Annotated in this window: 15 protein-coding genes; 7 read left to right on the forward strand and 8 right to left on the reverse strand. The window is 45.7% G+C overall.

All coding sequences use genetic code 11. The annotated features are described in order from the left end of the window. Window positions 1-12: 12 nt before the first annotated feature. On the reverse strand, window positions 13-2,247 hold the full coding sequence (locus SFC66_RS03280) for a S8 family peptidase (protein ID WP_411217274.1): 2,235 nt from the start codon (window positions 2,245-2,247) through the stop codon (window positions 13-15). Between the two features lie 117 nt (window positions 2,248-2,364). Further along, window positions 2,365-4,389, reverse strand: a complete 2,025-nt coding sequence (locus SFC66_RS03285) for a S8 family peptidase (RefSeq protein ID WP_411217275.1) — start codon at window positions 4,387-4,389, stop codon at window positions 2,365-2,367. A 267-nt stretch (window positions 4,390-4,656) separates the two neighbouring features. Here SFC66_RS03285 and SFC66_RS03290 point away from each other — a divergent pair, with 267 nt between their 5' ends. Then, window positions 4,657-5,766 carry a hypothetical protein gene (locus SFC66_RS03290; protein WP_411217276.1) on the forward strand — a complete coding sequence of 370 codons (1,110 nt, stop codon included), beginning with the start codon at window positions 4,657-4,659 and terminating at the stop codon, window positions 5,764-5,766. 96 nt (window positions 5,767-5,862) lie between these two features. On the opposite strand, the gene SFC66_RS03295 is transcribed toward SFC66_RS03290, so the two are convergent. Beyond that, a complete protein-coding gene (locus tag SFC66_RS03295; RefSeq protein ID WP_411217277.1) occupies window positions 5,863-7,452 on the reverse strand; it encodes a SulP family inorganic anion transporter in 1,590 nt (529 codons plus the stop codon). 478 nt (window positions 7,453-7,930) lie between these two features. On the opposite strand from SFC66_RS03295, the gene SFC66_RS03300 reads away from it, so the two are divergent. Continuing rightward, window positions 7,931-8,239 carry an ArsR/SmtB family transcription factor gene (locus SFC66_RS03300; RefSeq protein WP_411217278.1) on the forward strand — a complete coding sequence of 103 codons (309 nt, stop codon included), beginning with the start codon at window positions 7,931-7,933 and terminating at the stop codon, window positions 8,237-8,239. A gap of 18 nt (window positions 8,240-8,257) precedes the next feature. Beyond that, the gene (locus tag SFC66_RS03305) at window positions 8,258-9,229 is read left to right on the forward strand and encodes a cation diffusion facilitator family transporter (protein WP_411217279.1); all 972 of its coding nucleotides are present in this window, start codon (window positions 8,258-8,260) and stop codon (window positions 9,227-9,229) included. Between the two features lie 106 nt (window positions 9,230-9,335). Here SFC66_RS03305 and SFC66_RS03310 read toward each other — a convergent pair whose 3' ends face one another. The 3 genes from SFC66_RS03310 to SFC66_RS03320 all read right to left on the reverse strand — a co-directional run bounded on the left by SFC66_RS03310 (window position 9,336) and on the right by SFC66_RS03320 (window position 12,803). Continuing rightward, complete coding sequence (locus tag SFC66_RS03310) at window positions 9,336-10,586, reverse strand: MFS transporter (protein ID WP_411217280.1); 1,251 nt, start codon at window positions 10,584-10,586, stop codon at window positions 9,336-9,338. Window positions 10,587-10,685: 99 nt separating this feature from the next. Beyond that, window positions 10,686-11,651: an alpha/beta hydrolase gene (locus SFC66_RS03315; protein WP_411217281.1), complete on the reverse strand. Its 966-nt coding sequence runs from the start codon at window positions 11,649-11,651 to the stop codon at window positions 10,686-10,688. A gap of 51 nt (window positions 11,652-11,702) precedes the next feature. Further along, the gene (locus SFC66_RS03320) at window positions 11,703-12,803 is read right to left on the reverse strand and encodes an NAD(P)/FAD-dependent oxidoreductase (protein WP_411217282.1); all 1,101 of its coding nucleotides are present in this window, start codon (window positions 12,801-12,803) and stop codon (window positions 11,703-11,705) included. A gap of 110 nt (window positions 12,804-12,913) precedes the next feature. On the opposite strand from SFC66_RS03320, the gene pepT reads away from it, so the two are divergent. The 3 genes from pepT to SFC66_RS03335 all read left to right on the forward strand — a co-directional run bounded on the left by pepT (window position 12,914) and on the right by SFC66_RS03335 (window position 15,320). Next, complete coding sequence (pepT, locus tag SFC66_RS03325) at window positions 12,914-14,149, forward strand: peptidase T (RefSeq protein WP_411217739.1); 1,236 nt, start codon at window positions 12,914-12,916, stop codon at window positions 14,147-14,149. 98 nt (window positions 14,150-14,247) lie between these two features. Beyond that, complete coding sequence (locus SFC66_RS03330; protein ID WP_411217283.1) at window positions 14,248-14,700, forward strand: MarR family winged helix-turn-helix transcriptional regulator; 453 nt, start codon at window positions 14,248-14,250, stop codon at window positions 14,698-14,700. Window positions 14,701-14,714: 14 nt separating this feature from the next. After that, the gene (locus SFC66_RS03335) at window positions 14,715-15,320 is read left to right on the forward strand and encodes an alpha/beta hydrolase (RefSeq protein ID WP_411217284.1); all 606 of its coding nucleotides are present in this window, start codon (window positions 14,715-14,717) and stop codon (window positions 15,318-15,320) included. A gap of 73 nt (window positions 15,321-15,393) precedes the next feature. On the opposite strand, the gene SFC66_RS03340 is transcribed toward SFC66_RS03335, so the two are convergent. Beyond that, window positions 15,394-16,878, reverse strand: coding sequence for an aldehyde dehydrogenase family protein (locus SFC66_RS03340; protein WP_411217285.1), 1,485 nt, complete (start codon window positions 16,876-16,878; stop codon window positions 15,394-15,396). Between the two features lie 159 nt (window positions 16,879-17,037). Then, a complete protein-coding gene (locus SFC66_RS03345) occupies window positions 17,038-17,973 on the reverse strand; it encodes an alpha/beta hydrolase (RefSeq protein WP_411217286.1) in 936 nt (311 codons plus the stop codon). Between the two features lie 111 nt (window positions 17,974-18,084). Here SFC66_RS03345 and SFC66_RS03350 point away from each other — a divergent pair, with 111 nt between their 5' ends. Next, entirely contained in the window at window positions 18,085-18,693 is a 609-nt protein-coding gene (locus tag SFC66_RS03350; protein ID WP_411217287.1) for a TetR/AcrR family transcriptional regulator, read from the forward strand. The last annotated feature ends 40 nt before the right edge of the window (window positions 18,694-18,733 follow it).

Here is an 18,733-nt window from a genome sequence, read left to right on the forward strand (position 1 = left end):
AATGCCTCTTTGTCATTTCTTCACCTTTATGGCGTTGATTCGTTTTTGTAAGCTTTTCTTATCGTTGGAAGATTTCAGCTTATTGACTGCTGCTTGGGCAGATTGCTTCGACTTCTTCTTTTTATCTTTTTCTGCCTTTTTAACTTTTGACTTGGCATCATTCAGTTTCTTCGTATCTGCTGCTTTTGTCTTCACTTTATCCAGGCGTTTCTGGAGCTTATCTTTATCTCTACCAGAAGGCAGCTCCTTGATCGAGTTTTGCGCCTTTTTGATATTGTAATCGTTCACTTTCTTTTCAGCGCTCTTCATCAAATCATTTGCCGTTTTGATTTGAGACTGTTTGACTTTATCCAGACGTTTTTGCAATGCTGTCTTGTCTTTTCCATTAGCGAGCTTCTTGATATATTTCTGTGCATCATCGACGTTTTTCTTGGTCTTGCTTTTTTCAGCCTTGCCGACTCTATCTTTTGCATCCTTCACAAGCAAGCTCTGCTTCACTTTATCCAGGCGCTTTTGCAGATTCTTTTTCTCCGTGGTGTCCGTCACTTTATTGACAGCACCCTGCGCTGCATCAATGTCTGTTTTTTTCTTGCTTTTTTCTGCTTTAGACAGCTTATCTTTTGCTTCTTGGATTGTGAGTGCTTGCTTCACTTTATCCAGGCGCTTTTGCAGATTCTTTTTCTCCGTGGTGTCCGTCACTTTATTGACAGCACCCTGCGCTGCATCAATGTCTGTTTTTTTCTTGCTTTTTTCTGCTTTAGACACCTTATCTTTTGCTTCTTGGATTGTGAGTGCTTGCTTCACTTTATCCAGGCGCTTTTGCAGATTCTTTTTCTCCGTGGTATCCGTCACTTTATTGACAGCACCCTGCGCTGCATCGATTTCTGCTTTTTTCTTGCTTTTCTCTGCTTTGGATACTTTGTCTTTTGCTTCTTGGATCGTGAGTGCTTGCTTCACTTTATCCAGACGCTTTTGCAACGTTTTACGATCTTGTCCATTTGATAAAGAGGCAGTCAGCTTTTGGGCTTTATCATAGTCTTCACGTACTTTAGTTTTCTCAGAGAGTTCTACTGCCGCCAAAGCTTGTTGATATTGCTTCGTCTGTTCAGATTGATATTGAATGAGTCCGTACCCGAAGAGATTATCCCGGCCTTTTGAACCAATATCCTTGGTATACTGTTGCAAGTGTGCGCGCAGCTGTCCATTCGTTTCATTCGGATATTGTTGTTTCAAGATTGCAAGCATGGCCGCAACATGCGGCGCTGCTTGGGAAGTTCCGCTCATCATGGCGTAATTAGAACCAAGATAAGTACTGGCAATATCCGCTCCCGGCGCAGTAAACTCTACTTCATTCCCTACCGAAGAAAAAGATGCAATACCGTTTTTGGCATTAGACGCGGATACGGCTATCACGCTGTCGAAGGCAGCTGGATAATCCAATGGATGACCCGCCCCTTCATTCCCGCTCGCCGCAACTAGCAGAATACCCTTTTGGTATGCCCTATTCACAGCATCTTCCAACGCCTTGCTCTTACGCTCTGTCCCCATACTCATATTGACGATGTCCATTTTATTGGTGATGGCCCAATCGATTCCTTCCAATAAATCAGAAAGTTTGCCCTCTCCTTGACTTCCCAGCGCTTTGACTGCATACAGCTGCGCGTCCGGGGCAACACCGTCCACACCATATTGATCGTGCTTGGCACCAATGATGCCGGCTACATGGGTTCCATGTCCTTCGTCATCTTTATAAGAAGAAGTATAATCGACAGCTGCGTATCCTCCAGCAATCTTTAAGTCCCGATGCGGATAAATTCCGCTATCGATCACGGCAATCTTGACACCTTTACCAGTCCAGCCTTCCGTCCAAGCACGCTGGGCCTGTATCGGAGATAGATTCCACTGCTGTAAAATGGATGACGCTGCTTGGCTGACAGAACGAATGGCTGTATCACCGTCGTCTGAGATTTCCACTTTGCTGTCAGGCTCCATATATTTGATATCAGGGTTCTCATCCAGCTCGGCAATTGTTTCAGGATCGGCAGTGATGGCGGCAACTGGCAGATTGTCATATTCCACTTCGACAGCAGCATCACTTTCCTGAACAGCCTCTTCCCCCTGTTCATTCTTATACACGACAATCATCTGCTTCTCTTCCTCGGCATGCGTTTTAACAGCCGGGAATAGGAAAGTCAGACTCAGCAACAACGAAACAAAGAATAGGCTCTTTATCGAAACCTTCATCATTCGCATATTTCCCCTTCGATATAATTGAATTTCATGATATTTATATCGGTCCAAAAACGGAAAATATAATAGTCTGATACATCAGTTTCAAAAAAATGATAGACCTTATTACCTACTTCATGAATTGATGCGGCGATTCCTGATGTAAAGCACTACACCTGCCGCAGCAACTATGATTCCCATTGCTATGAAGTTGCCGATTGGGGAAGCTGTATCCGGCATTTGCTTTCCTTCTTGATCATCTTGTTTTTCTTTGTCAGCTGATTTATATGTAAGAATGATGTCGTCGGTTTTGTTATCTGTTCCGGTTGTCTGCTGCTCTACTCCTGATTCATCTTTATCTTTCTTATCGGAATCAATCTGCTGTACAGCTGCCGATTCAACTTCCTCTTTTTTAGCGGTATCATCCTGTTGGACTGTTCCTAGATCAACTTCCTCACCTTTAACAGGCTCGTCCTGTTGGACAGACCCAGGATCATTTTCCTCGTCTTTAACAGCATCATCCTGTTGGACAGTCCCCAAATCCACTTTTCCATCAGAGTCAGTTCCAACTGATGCTTGTGCTGGTTCAGTCTGGTCGTCCGTCACGGGTTTCTTTGGAATCGCATCACCCTGTTCCGCAGTCACTGCTTGATTTTCTACGTTTTCGCCATGCTGATCAAACTCGTTTATATATGCTGATAGTTCTTCAGGAGTATTGAAATCCTCCAGTGTCATATTTTCTGCAGCAAGCTGCTGATCAAGCTGCTCTCTAGTCATATCCGCTTCCTCTAAAAGAAAATGAACAGACACATCATTTATAGTTCGATAGATTACATCATTAACCTCGTCAAGGTTATGGTAGCTATATAAATCAAAACCGTGAGCGGCAAATAGATCTGCCAGATCCGTTATTGTCAGTTTCAATTCATCTGCCAGTGTCTGTAAATCCTCAACCGGAATCTTATCTTCCTTTTCATCCGCTGTAACTTCTCCATCCGAGTCACTTGATTCAAGCTCGTTCCCCTTTACGGGAACAGGATAGTGAATCAAGCCATAACCAAACAGCTGATCACGACCTTGCTGGCCAAGATCATTGGTATATTGCTGCAGCCGGACTCGTAATTGCTCATTTGAATCAGTTGGGAACTGCTGCTTCAAGATTGCTAGCATGGCCGATACATGAGATGTTGCCTGAGACGTACCGCTGATCATTCCATAGTCAGATCCTGGTAATGTGCTCTTGATATTTGTTCCTGGTGCGGAAAACTCCACCTGGTCTCCGACCGAAGAAAAATGGGCGATATTGTTTTCAGAATCGGTAGCCGAAACTGCAATGACAGGCTCATAAGCTGCTGGATAATCCACCGGATACCCAGCTCCTTCATTACCACTGGCAGCAACTAATAAAACCCCTGCTTGATAAGCCTTTTGCATCGATTCTTCCAGTGCATCACTTTTTTCTGCCGTACCCATACTCAGATTGATGATGTCCATATCATTGGCAATGGACCAATCGATTCCTTCCAAAAAGTCGGAAAGATATCCTTCACCAGTATCATCAAGCACTTTGACAGCGAAAAGATCTGCATCCGGCGCTATACCATCGGTGCCCTGCCCATCATGCTTTGCACCGATTATACCCGCTACATGAGTGCCATGACCTTCATCATCTTCATAAGATGCTGTGTAATCTACCGTCGATATACCACCTGCTATTTGTAAATCCGGGTGTGCAGCAATGCCACTATCCATGATGGCAATTTTGACACCTTTTCCGGTCAGCCCGTCCTGCCATGCCGCAGATGCCCCAATGCCAGCAAGATTCCACTGCTCTGAAGTTGTCGTTTCTACGGGCTGCACAGCACTGCTTTCAGCAATTCTAATCTTGGTGTCAGGTTCCACATATTTTATATCCGGATCCTTCGCCAATTCATCGATCGTAGCTTCATCAGCTGCAATCGCTGCTGCCGAAAGATGGTCATATTGTTCCTCAATGGCTGCATCACTTGCTTCAACGGCTTTTTCGCCTTGTTCGTTTTCATAAACAACGATCATTTGTTTTTCTTCTTCTTTTGCATATACATGCACAGTTGGCAGCTGGCTAAGGACACCTGCCAACAACAATGCAAGTGTACCTTGCTTTACTAAATTCTTATTCATTGCAATAATCCTCTCCAAGATAATCCCGCTATTTATATCGGTATAAATCAAGTAACATAAAATACTTTACACTCAATCAACCAGAATTACCGCTAAGAGTTTAGTATTTTTTACTCATTTTGCAAATTATCGACAATTTTAACGATTGATTTATGTAGAATGGGGTAAGGTTCAGCAGTATATTACATAATTTTACAAGCAGGAAATCACTAGATCGTTAGATTATCTGTTTACTGATTAAGATATCACTGGAAAAGGGGTAAAAAGATGAAAAAAGTATGGCTGATGCTATCATTCCTATCAATCTTGTTCATTTTGGGGGCTTGCAGCAATGGTGAAGCAGACAGTGAGCCAGCAAAGAAGAAAGAGCCTGTGCTATTGAATGAGGAATTGGAGCGAAGGACAGGCAGCGATGCGGAAATCAAGTATCATAATGAAAAGCCAAATTTGATCTTTGAGCAAGGAGGAGTCACTTTTACTGTCGAGGAATATCAAGTATCGTTTGCTCCGGACATCATCTTTCCTGCTGACCAAGAAGGAGAGCAAATTTATATAGTGACCATGCAGGCAAGTGTTGAAAATCAATCAGAAGAATCTGCGGTAATCAGACCTCCTTATATTATAAAAGGAGATAATGAGGATTTTCATTATCTTGACAACTCCTATCTGGCCGATGGCAGTAATCTCTTTCCCGACACATTGGATCTATCGCTTCAGAAAGGTGAAAAAAGGACTGGGTTTTTAGAATATGTATTGAGTCAGAAAGAATTAAAATCCATGGAAAATAATACTGTTCGTTATTCCACGCCAGTTGTAACTATAGGCGATGAAGAAGAGTCATCTTTCATCCGAGACGTTCCGATAGCTTTAACAGAACAAATGGAAGAAGGCGTGAAAGTCCAAAATGAAATGTATCCTGATCGCAGCATTCAGTCCGGATATGTGACAGATAGAGAATTACTTTCACAGACTTCCATTGAACAGACTGTTGGGGAAGAAATACAACTGGATATAAAAGGAGCGCAATTCACTCGGCTTACGCCAGCACCAGATGCCCCTCTTATTGACTTTGAAGATGCTTCCAGCCTGACCGCCTTGACACTTGACATCGATATAAAAAACAATACCAGCGATCCATTTAACACTGCCTATCTCGGTGCAATCCTGCATATAGATGATGAGATGTATTTCGAAGAGATTTTACTTAGTAATGGTGATCTGGAAATTCCTCCAGGCAAGTCGGGTAAATTTTACATGACTATCCCTATGGAAGATAAAGATTACCAGGCACAGGAGCAGTTCGAATTGGATTTGAGTGTATTTAAAGAGGATGGAAAACCATTAGAAGAGGTGGCATTGAAAATACCGAAAGAATAGCCATGGTTAATAAAGGATAAATATTGCAAGCAGCCAACAACATTCAGTACATACGGCTGCTTGCTTTTTGGTAAATCCCCCATACACTATCCACTTTTATGAGGTGCAAAGCCGGACAGCTTCCTCCCGTTTATTCACAGTATGCTTCTCTCCGACTTTAGCAAGCAGTCCGGTCTTATGAAGCAAGCGCTTCGGCTGACCGTTCACACCGAGGAAGAGCAGCTGTTTATCGGCGGTTTCGTAATGGTCAACTAGCTTATGCAAAGCTGCTTCTGCGGATGTATCCATATAGGATACCTTCTGCAGATCCAGGATGAGGGAATCTGGCTCCTTCGCCAGTGTCTCTTCCACTACCTCTTCCAAAATATCGGTCGATCCGAAGAACAGAGGTCCCTCGAACTGCCACATCCGTACACCATCTGTTTCTTTGACATGGATTTGCTCGTCTTTTACGAACAGTACTGTGCTCATCCGTTTTACAAATACAACAAAAGCAAGCAGCAGTCCACAGCCTACGCCAATCGTCAAATCAGCCAGCACCGTCAAAGCAAAGGTTACAATCAATATGAAGGAATCGAATGTGCGCATTTTGATGATATGGACAACTTCTTTACGCTCACTCATATTCCAGGCAACGACCATCAAGATCGGTGCCATGCTGGCAAGCGGAATGGAAGATGCATATGGTGCAAACAGAAGCAAGATGATCAGCACAAAAGCACAGTGTACCAACCCGGATACCGGAGAAAAGGCATTGCTCCGTATATTTGTCGCGGTTCGGGCGATTGCACCAGTAGCGGGAATACCTCCGAATAATGGTACAGCGATATTCGCTACACCTTGTCCAATCAGCTCGCGGTTACTGTGATGCTTCGTTTTTGCCATATTATCCGCGACTGTGGCCGATAAAAGGGATTCCACTCCGCCGAGTAGGGCAATTGCCAATGCCGATGGCAGCAAGTAGAGAATTTTATCCAACGTGAAAGCTGGTAACTGCAGCTGCGGCAGCTGACTTGGTATATCGCCGTAGACACTGCCGATCGTTGCTACTTGCCCTTGGAAGAAGAGGACAGCTACAATGGTCGATAACAACAATCCCGCCAACGCTCCCGGTACTTTTGGCAGTATTTTCGGCGTCAGGATGATAGCAGCAAGAGATACCGCTGCAACGATAAGACTATACATACTGATTGTATCTGCCGCCGCAGCGAGCGCTTGCATTTTAGACAGAAATGCTTCTTCCTCCTCTGCCTGGATGCCTGTGAAATTCCCGATTTGGCCAGTGAATATGATGACAGCTATTCCAGCTGTAAATCCGACCACAACCGGCCGAGGAATGAATTTGATCAAGCTACCGAGCTTCAGCAGGCCAAAGATGACAAGCAATATCCCAGCCATCATACCTGCCAGCAAGAGATCTTGATAGCCAAACTGAATGACAACTCCTAAAAGAATCGGAACAAATGCACCAGTTGGTCCGCCGATCTGGAATCTTGATCCGCCCAGCAATGAAATAAGCAGACCGCCGATAATGACTGTGTAAAGTCCGTATTCGGGATTGACCCCCGACGCGATTGCAAAAGACATCCCGAGCGGTATGGCAACAATGCCGACAATGATACCCGCGATGACATCCCTTCGCAGCGCCTGCATATCATAACCGCTGAATCTTCCGAGTCTTTTCATTTCATCACTACCCTTCTTTTTTGTTGTCACCTTTCTTTTTCATTTCACATACATTGCAGGAAGTAACTCTGCCTCCTCTCACAGATTCACTGGATACTAGTATTCGACAAAAGCCTAAAATTGTATATGATACCATCGACTAAGGTTCCTGCCATTCTCATAAATGAGAACATACTTTGTTTAGTTTCTTAATCGTAACTATCTTCCTGCCCAGATAGAAACGGAATGTTAAAAATCTGATAAACAATTTGATAGATAATGCTGTTTGTAAAATTCTTGTAAGGATACTGTTTCAGTCAGTACTTTTCTCCTGACCCATTTCTCCCGCTACAATTCACATATGTTTTATCGTGTTATCATGCTTATCTCCTCTTTCCGTTATCAGGATTTTTATATATGAAAGAAAAATTAAAATTTGCTTAGAGTATTCGTATATGCTAATATATGCATATAAGCAAGTAAGAGGAGCGTTCAATATATGAAGTACGAAACAAGTTTGGAACTGACAGAAGAACGATTGACACATGTTTCGCAGATTTTCAAAGCGCTCGGCGACCCGACACGAATACGGATTCTGCATTTGCTGCTTGACCAGGAATACAGTGTCAATGAAATTGCTGAGAAACTGGAGCTGCATCAATCGACAGTTTCCCACCAGCTGAGTTCGATGAAGAAAATCCGCCTCGTCAAATCAAGACGGGAAGGCACGACAATCTATTATTCACACGATGACAAGCATGTCATCGATTTATTGACAGAAGCCATCAACCACGCCTGCCACAACTAAGCTAACGGAGGAATATGTATGGGACACGCACACGGACATGCACACGATCATGGGCATGGGCATCACCACCACGGACATAATGCGAACAAGAAAGCTTTGCTGATCAGTTTCATCTTGACAGCAGGATTCATGCTTATTGAAGCCGTTGGCGGCTTCTTGACGAACAGCCTTGCATTGCTATCGGATGCAGGCCATATGTTGAGTGATGCGGTATCACTCGGTGTGGGTCTGTTTGCCTTCATACTCGGAGAGCGTGTAGCCAATTACAGCAAGACATACGGTTATAAGCGATTTGAAATCTTGGCAGCTCTGTTCAACGGCGTCACCCTTATCCTTGTATCCCTTTATATTTTTTATGAAGCAGTGCAGCGTTTCCGTGAACCCGCGGAGATTGCTTCGGGCGGTATGCTGATCATTGCCATCATCGGTTTCCTCGTCAACGTTTTGGTTGCTTGGATCTTGATGCGCGGGGATACAAGTGAGAATTTGAATGTTCGTGCAGCCTTCTTGCATGTAATCGGCGATTTGCTCGGATCCGTCGGGGCTATCGTGGCGGCGCTGCTCGTTCTATTGTTTGGCTGGAGTTGGGCTGATCCCGTTGCCAGTGTCATCGTGGCAGCACTCGTGATCATAAGCGGCTGGCGCGTGACGAAGGATAGCATCCATGTGCTGATGGAAGGCACACCCAGAAACGTCGAAATGCAGAAAATCATTGATTGCATGGAAAAGGCACCAGGTATCATATCGATTCATGATCTGCACGTATGGAGCATCACAAGCGGACAGAATGCCCTTTCTTGCCACGCAGTCGTGCAAGGTGACTTGCTGATCGAACAAAGTCAAACCATGCTTCGAAAAATCGAACATGATCTGGAGCATCTAGGCATCGGCCATGTGACCATCCAAATGGAAACAGCTGCCCATACACATGAAGAGTCCCTCATGTGCCAGCACGATGCTGGTGAGCATCCACATGTTCACGCACATTAAAAAGACGAGGATTCTCCTCGTCTTTTTTGTTTTCCCAGGCATTTCGTGCCCCTACAGTCGGATACATCCTGAACTGCTTTTCTGTTTCCTTCCATATACTTTTGAATTAAACTGCCTTTTGTTCCGCGCTAAGCTTCCTCACATCCAGCTGTGGTGTTATCAGATACAAAATGAAAGTGCCAGCCAATCCGATCATAGTAAGCAGTATACCCATTATGAGCGAAGAGACAAATCCGCTGAGTGTAACAGTCAGAGAAACGATCAGCATGGACAAGTTATACTGAAGTCCGCCAAACGCCATATATGCACTGCGTTTATCATCTGGCGGAATGGCTGCCATATAGGATTGTTCCACCGGCACCCTGAATACTTCTCCGATCGTAAGTACCGCCATCATGATGAACAACACCCAGATATGATTCGAAAATGTCAGCGCTGCGTAACCCATCGTGAAAACGAGGCAGCTAGCCACAAGGACGAATCTGTCTTTCAGCCCCACAATGAGCTTGGCAGCAAATAAGGCGAGCAAAGCAACCAAGATCGTATTCTCACTCCGGAGCAAGCCCATCATTTTCACGCCATCTATTTCCCAGAACAAAAATTGCTGCGTCGGCATTTCTTCCGACAGTCGAATACCGATATAGCTTGTCAGTTGGAATTCCATGCTCAGCACCAGGATTCCCCCGGCGATGAACCAGACAAACAGCCGATCTTGCATGACAGACCGATAGGTGCCGAAAATCTGTGTGATGTGCTGAAATGGTTTGATTTCCACTTTCTCCGGAAAATGTGTTTCCGAAATAAAGAAGAACACGACGATAAACGTCCCTGCCGCTGCAATTGTCAGTGCCATGAACAATTGGAATAAGTAGTTCTCAAACATGAAGGCACCGGCAATCCCGCCTAAAGCAATCGATAAATTACTGGCCCAATAACCGATGGAATAAATAAGACGCCGCTGATCCGGTGTACTGACATCAATCAGCATGGCATCGTTGGCAGGACCGGCCAATCCCCAGCAAATGCTGTTCAGCATGATCATGGCATAGGTGATCTCAGGTGATTCGAACCAAGGTGAATTGCTCATCATCATCATAAAAAACGCTACCAGCCGAAGTGCTTCCGCCAGCAGCATGATTTTTCGCCGTCCGAACAAATCACTGAAATAACCGCCTAGCAAACTTATCCCGATCCCAAGGAACACATTGACTAGCAATAAGACCCCTGCCACTTTCGCCCCAAAGTGCATGGCCAAGTAAATGGTCATGAATGGCGTCACCATACTGCCGATCAAACTGGAGACAAAGGACTCCACCAGCCTTATCTTTATATTTGGATGAAAATCCCGAAAACGCATTGTATTCCCCCTTTTCTATATTTTCTAATTATATTGGTATTTAACAGGAATTTCCAGACGTTATTCAAATAAAAAATGACCTCAGGCTTTTGCCTGAGGTCATTTCGAGTGCTTCTGTAAAAAGTCGATCATCTGATCGAAACTGTACTGTGCTTCATCCAAATATAATTTCCGGTGGTATTCATGTCCAGCCGATGGATGGGACGTATCAAAGAACATCCTGTCTACCTCTATACCGGCATTCTCCAACTCATCTGCCATCTCCACGCTTTGCGGATGCAGTTTATCAGCCTCTCCAGACGAGATGAATGATGGCGGATATTCCGGTGTGATTTGAAAGACAGGCGACATATCCCGCAGCCGCGGGTCATGACTATAATTTTTATTTCCTGTATAGGACCAAAGGAATGTCGTCATATTATTGAAGCCCGTCTGTTGGGCTGTCTCCAAGTTCAAAACACCATTATAAAGCAGCACACCCTTAAGCTGCTCAGGCTGGATCGCCGAGTTCTCGCCAACGACGGATTCCGTCACTGGATTTGTTGCCATTGCCGCAAGCATGCCGGCAAGATTGGCACCTGCTGATCCACCACCGAGAAATATCTGTTCCGTATCACCATGGTAGTTCGGTGCTTCTTTCAATGCAAAGCTGATTGCATCATTCAGCTGATAAAGCTGGGACGGAAAAGTATACTCAGGCGCCAACCCATAATTGATGTTCACAACCAGATAACCTTTCGATGCAATCCACATGGTGAAAGGATTTTGAGCTTCCTTGTCACCACCTATCCAGCCGCCTCCATGGATGTAGATGACGATCGGAAGCTTTCCTTCGGCATCCTCTGGATAATAGAAATCCAATTTTCCTTTGTAATTTTCCGTCGGATAGGCAATATTTTTCACAGCTGTGACATTTTCCGGATAAGGAATGTTCGGCTGTCTATTACTGCGGTCGATTGCCATGAAAGCCCTGATTTCTTGGGAAAAGAAACTGCCGATTAAAAGCAGGCCACCAACAGCCAGGATAACAGCTCCTGGTATCCATACTCTTTTTCTCCGCATCATGCTAGTCATCTCTCCCCTCTGTTCGTTCTTATGCTGTGTCATTTTAATAGCTTATAACAAATAAGCTGCAATATCCACGTCTGCGGTCTGTCCAAGTATTGCCTTTGCTACCAGTTTGCCTGAATATGGCGCTAGGTTAAGACCTGCCGGGCCAAATCCTGCTGCCAAATGAAGTCCGGCGACATCCTTTACCGGTCCAAGAATCGGATAAGGATTCGGACCTGCTGGACGCAGACCGACACGGAATTCAGACACTTCTTCATCCGCTATGCCTGGTGCCACTTTCAATGCTTCCCGTATCACTTCCTGCATGCCGGCAGCTGTCTGTTTCACATCATAACCTGCATTCACTTCCCTGGTAGCTCCAGCCACGACTTTCCCGCCCTCGAAGCCGAGCAGATAGTGACTGCTTTTTGGCATGATGACAGGCCAATCACTCGTGTCGGCATCGACATGCATATGCATGATCTGCCCCTTTTGCGGTACTATCGGCAGCTCCACGCCAACCGGATCCAAGAGCTTGTTAATCCACGCACCAGCAGCTGCAACCACTGCATCCGCTTCTATGATTTCATCACCGACACGCACACCGGTGACTTTATTTTTTCCTTCATGCAGCAAGGACGCTTCTCCCTGTACATATCGGACACCATGTTTTTCTCCTGCTGCAAGCAATGCCTGGAGCAGCTGCCTTCCGTCCACACGGGCCGCCCCTTCCAGATAGAGAGCTGTCATATCCTCACGCAGCGGCGGAAATTTTTCTCTTGCTTCTTCTGGGCTCAGTCTTTTGATTTCCCCAATCTCCGGCGTATCAATCCGCTGTTTATAGGCCAGTTTCTCCAGCTCATCCAGCCGCTTCTTACTTGCACTGACGTATAATGCTCCAACTTGCTTATAGCCAATGTCTGCCTGCCCATCTTCTTCCAACAGTTCCAAGAGCTTCGGATAATAAAGTGCCCCTGCTTTGGCTAATATAAAATACGGCTGGATCCGGACGCGTTTGGACAGCCATGGCGAAATGATACCCGCACCAGCTGCCGTCGCCTGCCCTTTTTCTTTTGAATCGATGATTGTCACTTTCTTTCCGGCCTTCGCCAGATGATAGGCTGCGCTGGCTCCAGCTATACCTCCGCCGACAACTGCAATATGCATGACGCTTCCCCCAGTTTCTTTTTCTCCCTATTATACACGCCTAGTCCTTCTGTTTCAGAATGGACCTTTCATGCTACACTAGAATCATAAACGTCAAGGAGATGAAAATGATGAAACAAACTTTGATCGACCGTCTTACTACATATGCAAAAGTTGATACACAATCCAATGAAGACATCGAGACAACCCCTTCCACGCCAGGTCAGCTTGAACTGGCTGACATGCTGGTCGATGAACTGAAACAAATAGGCATGGAAGAAGTGACCATTGATGACAACGGCTATGTCATGGCCACCCTTCCTGCAACAACGGACAAAGATGTCCCCGTCATTGGCTTCATGGCACACGTGGATACCGCAACGGATTTCACGGGGAAGAACGTCAATCCGCAAGTGATCGAAAACTTCGATGGAAACGATATTACGCTCAACAAAGAGCTTGATGTGGTATTGTCTGCATCTGAATTCCCTGAACTGCCTGGATATAAAGGTCATACATTGATGACGACTGATGGAACGACACTTCTTGGCGCTGATAACAAAGCCGGTATTGCCGAAATCATGACAGCAATGGAATATTTGATTCAGCATCCGGAAATCAAACACGGAAAAATCCGCGTTGCCTTCACACCGGATGAGGAGATTGGCCGAGGTCCGCATAAATTCGATGTCGAAGCTTTCGGCGCAACATATGCTTATACAATGGACGGCGGTCCGCTAGGCGAATTGGAGTACGAAAACTTCAATGGCGCGCAAGCGAAGGTCACCTTCAACGGCAACAATGTGCACCCAGGTACAGCCAAAGGCAAAATGGTCAACAGTATGAAAATCGCGATGGAATTCCAGGCTAAACTGCCAGAAGATGAAGCACCGGAATATACTGAAGGACGCGAAGGCTTCTTCCATCTGCTTTCCATCCACGGTGATGTGGAACAAACAAAGCTGCAGTATATCATTCGTGACCATGACCGCGATCAATTTGAAGCGAAAAAAGCGTTATTCGAAGAAATCACTGCGGAAATAAAAGCAGAATACGGTGAAAAGAGCATCCAGCTGGATATGCATGATCAGTATTACAACATGCGCGAAAAAATCGAACCGGTGATGGAAATCGTCGACATTGCCTCCGATGCGATGAAACGCCTTGAAATCGAACCTGTTATCAAACCGATCCGCGGCGCAACAGATGGTTCCCAGATTTCTTATATGGGATTACCGACACCTAACGTATTTACAGGCGGCGAGAATTACCATGGCAAGTTCGAATATATCTCCGTCGACAACATGGAAAAAGCGACAAAAGTGATCATCGAAATTGCAAAATTGTTCGAGGAAAAAGGGCAGTAAAATATGGAGCCGGTATTCCCGGCTCCCCCATCATTGACATTTGAGTCATTATTGCATATAATTATCTCGAATTCGAGATAAAAGGAAGCGTGAAAACAATGGCAACTGACAATGTAGGCTTATCCTTGAAGTTATTCATTGTATTGACTAGAGCTCTCCAATCCATCAAGAAACGGATTGAGGAAGATATCAAGAAACAAGGCATCAATTTGACGGAATTCGCAGTGATGGAGCTGCTATTCCATAAAGGAGACCAGCCGATCCAGAAAATCGGCAGTAAAGTCCTGTTATCCAGCAGCAGCATCTCTTATGTTGTAGATCGTCTTGTCCAGAAAGAAATGATCAGAAGACGTCCATGTCCAGACGATAGACGCATCACTTTTGCCACTTTGACGGATAAAGGCCGCACATTCATGGAAGATTACTTCCCAAAACACGAACAAGCAATCCACAATATCCTTGCCGGTCTTGACGATGATGAAAAAGCACAAGTCATTGAACATATTAAAACTTTGGGTTTGCACGCCGAGGGTGCTTCGGCTGATAAATAAAAGGGGGAAACGATATGATACATGTTTTTAAAGCTGCTAAAGAAGCAAACAAACCGACATTCCTGTTATTGCATGGTACAGGCGGAAACGAAAGAGATCTCTTACCGCTTGCTGACATGATCGATTCCGATGCAGCTGTTTTGAGCGTGCGGGGAAATGTTTCTGAAAATGGCATGCCGCGTTTTTTCAAACGCCTGGCTGAAGGCGTATTCGATGAAGAGGATCTGATTTTGCGTACAAAAGAACTGCATGAATTCCTTGACGAAGCAGCCGGGAAATATGAATTCGATCGACATAATATCATTGCCATCGGTTATTCCAATGGCGCTAATATTGCCGCAAGTCTCTTGTACCATTTCACTGATTCACTTAAAGGAGCAATCCTGCATCACCCGATGGTACCAAGACGCAATATCACACTTGCCAAGCAGCAAGGAACGCCAATCTTCATCACTGCGGGCGACAACGATCCAATCTGTCCGAAATCAGAAGCAATCGAACTGGAACAAATGCTGCAAGATGCCGGGGCTGACGCCTCCATTCACTGGGAAAGCAATGGCCACAGCCTGACGCATACAGAAGTGCAGGCAGCCGCGGAATGGTACCGTAAAAACTTTTAAGCATATGCCTAGCAGCATTTTTTCAATATAAACAGAGCCTGCGCCATTCAAGCGCAGGCTCTTTCTCTTTATTTTATTCCATCCCGATCCAGACACTCTTCACTTCCGTGTAATTATCCAATGCATAAGAGCCCATTTCCCGGCCGATACCAGATTGTTTGTATCCGCCGAAAGGAGAAGCAGCATCGAATGCATTATAGCAGTTCACCCACACCGTGCCGGCACGGAGGTGGTTGGCGATATAATGGGCTTTTGTGACATCTTGCGTCCAAACACCCGCAGCCAGACCGTATTCACTGCTATTTGCCCGGCGGATCAGTTCATCGAGATCATCATATGGCATTGCCGAGATGACCGGTCCGAAGATCTCTTCTTTGGCGATCGTCATTTCATCGCGCACATCGGCAAAGATGGTCGGAGCTACGAAATAGCCTTGTTCCTGCGGTTTGCTTCCGCCTGTCACGAGCTCTGCTCCCTCGCTTCTGCCTTTCTCGATATAGCCCAGCACGCGTTCCTGCTGCTCCAGGGAGACGAGCGGACCGATTTCCGTGTCGGCATGGATCCCTGCACCTTGCTTGATTTTTTCAGCATGGGACGCCATGTCGGCGATCACATTATCAAATTGCTTTTTCTGGATGAAAACACGTGATCCAGCGCAGCAAACTTGTCCTTGGTTGAACATGACGCCATTCAATGTTCCAGGAATCGCCTTGGTCAAATCCGCATCCGGCAAAACGATATTCGGCGACTTGCCGCCAAGCTCCAGTGTCACCCGCTTCAGCGTTTGGGATGCACTCGCCATGATCTGTTTCCCGACACTTGTCGAGCCGGTGAAGGCAATTTTATCGACCTGAGGATGATCGACAAGCGGCTGCCCTGCTGTTTCACCGAAGCCAGGCACGATATTGAGCACGCCTGCCGGGAATCCTGCTTCCTCTGCCAATTCTGCCAAGTATAATGCGGACAGCGGCGTCTGCTCTGCTGGCTTCAGCACAACCGTACACCCAGTGGCAAGCGCTGCACCGAGCTTCCACATCGCCATCAATAGCGGGAAGTTCCATGGAATGATCTGCCCTACCACTCCGAGTGCTTCATGTCTTGTATAATTGAAGTATGGGCCATTGACAGGTATCGTCTGTCCGACAATCTTTGTCGACCAGCCTGCATAATAGCGCATATGCTCAATTGCGAGCGGAATATCCGCATTTGTCGTTTCCCTGATCGGTTTCCCATTGTCCAGTGTTTCGAGCTGTGCCAGTGCATCTGCATGTTCTTCCATCAAGTCGGAAAGCTTGTACATGATGCGGCTGCGTTCCGCTGCAGTCATTGTCGACCATGGACCTTCATCGAAAGCTTGGCGGGCAGCTTTCACTGCGCGATCGATGTCTTCCGAGCCTGCTTCATAAACAGTCGCAAGCACTTCTCCTGTTGCCGGGTTATAAGAATCAAACGTCTTTTCCGTCGCACTAGCGATGAACTCTCCATTGATATACAACTTCTTCTTCCCAGTCAGAAACCGCTCCACTTTCTCGTGCACACCTGCTGCTAATTGACTCATAGAAATCCTCCTCAGATTATATTCTAGTTTTGTCTAAGCGTCGTGATGCAAGATGACAGTATAGGGAATCGCTTACAGTAGACATGGTAGCACCTTTATCCAACGAAAAGCAATTGATAACACGGAAGAATAGTTTGCTATATTTCGACAGAAAAAGACTCAGCCGACCGGCTGAGCCTTCATTCCGATTTCTTGCAGGAATCGTTTCACAACTTGTTCATATTCCTGCTTGTTATCAGCTAGGGACATGGCATGGTCACCCTTATCAAACAAGTGCATTTGCTTATATCCCAGCTGTTTTTTCGCATACAGATCTTTTGTCATTTGCACCGGGATATAAGAATCCGGCAGGCTGCTGATGAATAGGACCGGCTTTTCGATATTTGCTACCGAATGTATCGGGGAAACATCCCGGAAGCGATACCCATCCAATCGGCGGACGATAAGTTCTGCAGCTGGCAGAAACACTTGCCGCGGCAGATGGAACTGCACTTTCAGCCGGTAAGCGACCTGTTCAGCAAAGTCACTGTATGGGCAATCAGCTATATAGAAATCGGCGCCATCCTCCACCGTTCCTGCATACAGCAAAGCTGTCGCGGCTCCCATCGATTCACCGTGCACGCCAAGCTTCAGGTCGTAGTCATATCTTTCTTTCGTCCATTGGATCACCCGGGCAAGATCATGCCTTTCCTGATAGCCATACGTAATGCTTTTGCCATCAGAAAGCCCATGCCTCCGCTGATCATATAAGACGACATTGAACCCAAGTTCCAGGAAGACATTCATGTATTTGATGGAATTATATTTGTTTACAGCGACTCCATGCGAGATGACCATCACATGCCGGGAATCCGGGTCCCCCACATAATGTGTGCCGTATATTTTGCCCTCACTGGAAGGTACACTGAATTCCTCTTTTTGCAGTGCATCATAAGCGGCTTTGTTGTAGCGTCCTGCTTCCACCTCCCGGCTGATCGTCTCTTCTTCCGTGAAGGGCTTCATTTGCCTCAATTCCTTATTCACAAGCGTCGCAACAAGCGCCGAATACCCTCCAAGCAAACCAGCTACGGAAAGAAATACTCCTCTTCTCCCCATATCACTACCCCCTTTTTATATTCTATTTTACAATAAGTAAGACAATCATTGCTTTTCTAAACAAAATGAGTTAACTTATCAAGTGATAAGTTATTTAAAGAGGGAAGACATATGGCTAGAAAAAAAGAAGTATCCGCCGAACAGACACTCCGCACCATCATCGCAACAGCCGAACGGCTATTCATGACGCATGGATACAGGGCGATTTCCACGCGCAGAATCGCAGAGGAATGCGGCATTACGCAGCCTGCTTTGTATCATCATTTCCCTAATAAACAGGCTATCTATCTGGAAGTCGTTCGCTTAATCATGAGCGAGACAGAGGAAGCGATGACACATGTATTGCAGGATCACGCTGACAGTAAAGATCGCATCCAGCGAATTTCTTATTTCATGATCATGAACCATCAAGGCGATATGACACAGATGTTTCATGACCTGCAATTCGAAATTGCTGAAGAACACCGGCAAACGATTCAGGATTGGTGGATGCGCAGCTATTTCAACCCGGTCATGCAGACGCTGACAGAAGGAATCGCTAAAGGAGATATCAAATCGATGTCTACTGCTCCGCCGATGGAGCTAACCTTTTTCGTCCTGGAAATGATGAAATCATTCCTGCCTCCATCCAAGCAGGAATACGATGCCAGGCGCACTTTTGCGGAAAAGAAATCCAAGATGCTAGTGGACATCCTTTTTAACGGAATCGAGAAGAAATAAAAGATTATCTGCATAATCTTTTATTTCTTGGGTATAACTT

Source organism: Terribacillus saccharophilus (assembly GCF_046592895.1).
Lineage (GTDB): Bacteria > Bacillota > Bacilli > Bacillales > Amphibacillaceae > Terribacillus > Terribacillus saccharophilus_D.

Coding starts and splice junctions, on each gene's coding strand:
- pepT (WP_411217739.1), top strand. CDS start 12,914: ATGAAACAAACTTTGATCGACCGTCTTACTACATATGCAAAAGTTGAT.
- SFC66_RS03300 (WP_411217278.1), top strand. CDS start 7,931: ATGAAGTACGAAACAAGTTTGGAACTGACAGAAGAACGATTGACACAT.
- SFC66_RS03290 (WP_411217276.1), top strand. CDS start 4,657: ATGAAAAAAGTATGGCTGATGCTATCATTCCTATCAATCTTGTTCATT.
- SFC66_RS03305 (WP_411217279.1), top strand. CDS start 8,258: ATGGGACACGCACACGGACATGCACACGATCATGGGCATGGGCATCAC.
- SFC66_RS03340 (WP_411217285.1), bottom strand. CDS start 16,878: ATGAGTCAATTAGCAGCAGGTGTGCACGAGAAAGTGGAGCGGTTTCTG.
- SFC66_RS03345 (WP_411217286.1), bottom strand. CDS start 17,973: ATGGGGAGAAGAGGAGTATTTCTTTCCGTAGCTGGTTTGCTTGGAGGG.
- SFC66_RS03315 (WP_411217281.1), bottom strand. CDS start 11,651: ATGATGCGGAGAAAAAGAGTATGGATACCAGGAGCTGTTATCCTGGCT.
- SFC66_RS03310 (WP_411217280.1), bottom strand. CDS start 10,586: ATGCGTTTTCGGGATTTTCATCCAAATATAAAGATAAGGCTGGTGGAG.
- SFC66_RS03330 (WP_411217283.1), top strand. CDS start 14,248: ATGGCAACTGACAATGTAGGCTTATCCTTGAAGTTATTCATTGTATTG.
- SFC66_RS03280 (WP_411217274.1), bottom strand. CDS start 2,247: ATGATGAAGGTTTCGATAAAGAGCCTATTCTTTGTTTCGTTGTTGCTG.
- SFC66_RS03285 (WP_411217275.1), bottom strand. CDS start 4,389: ATGAATAAGAATTTAGTAAAGCAAGGTACACTTGCATTGTTGTTGGCA.
- SFC66_RS03295 (WP_411217277.1), bottom strand. CDS start 7,452: ATGAAAAGACTCGGAAGATTCAGCGGTTATGATATGCAGGCGCTGCGA.
- SFC66_RS03335 (WP_411217284.1), top strand. CDS start 14,715: ATGATACATGTTTTTAAAGCTGCTAAAGAAGCAAACAAACCGACATTC.
- SFC66_RS03350 (WP_411217287.1), top strand. CDS start 18,085: ATGGCTAGAAAAAAAGAAGTATCCGCCGAACAGACACTCCGCACCATC.
- SFC66_RS03320 (WP_411217282.1), bottom strand. CDS start 12,803: ATGCATATTGCAGTTGTCGGCGGAGGTATAGCTGGAGCCAGCGCAGCC.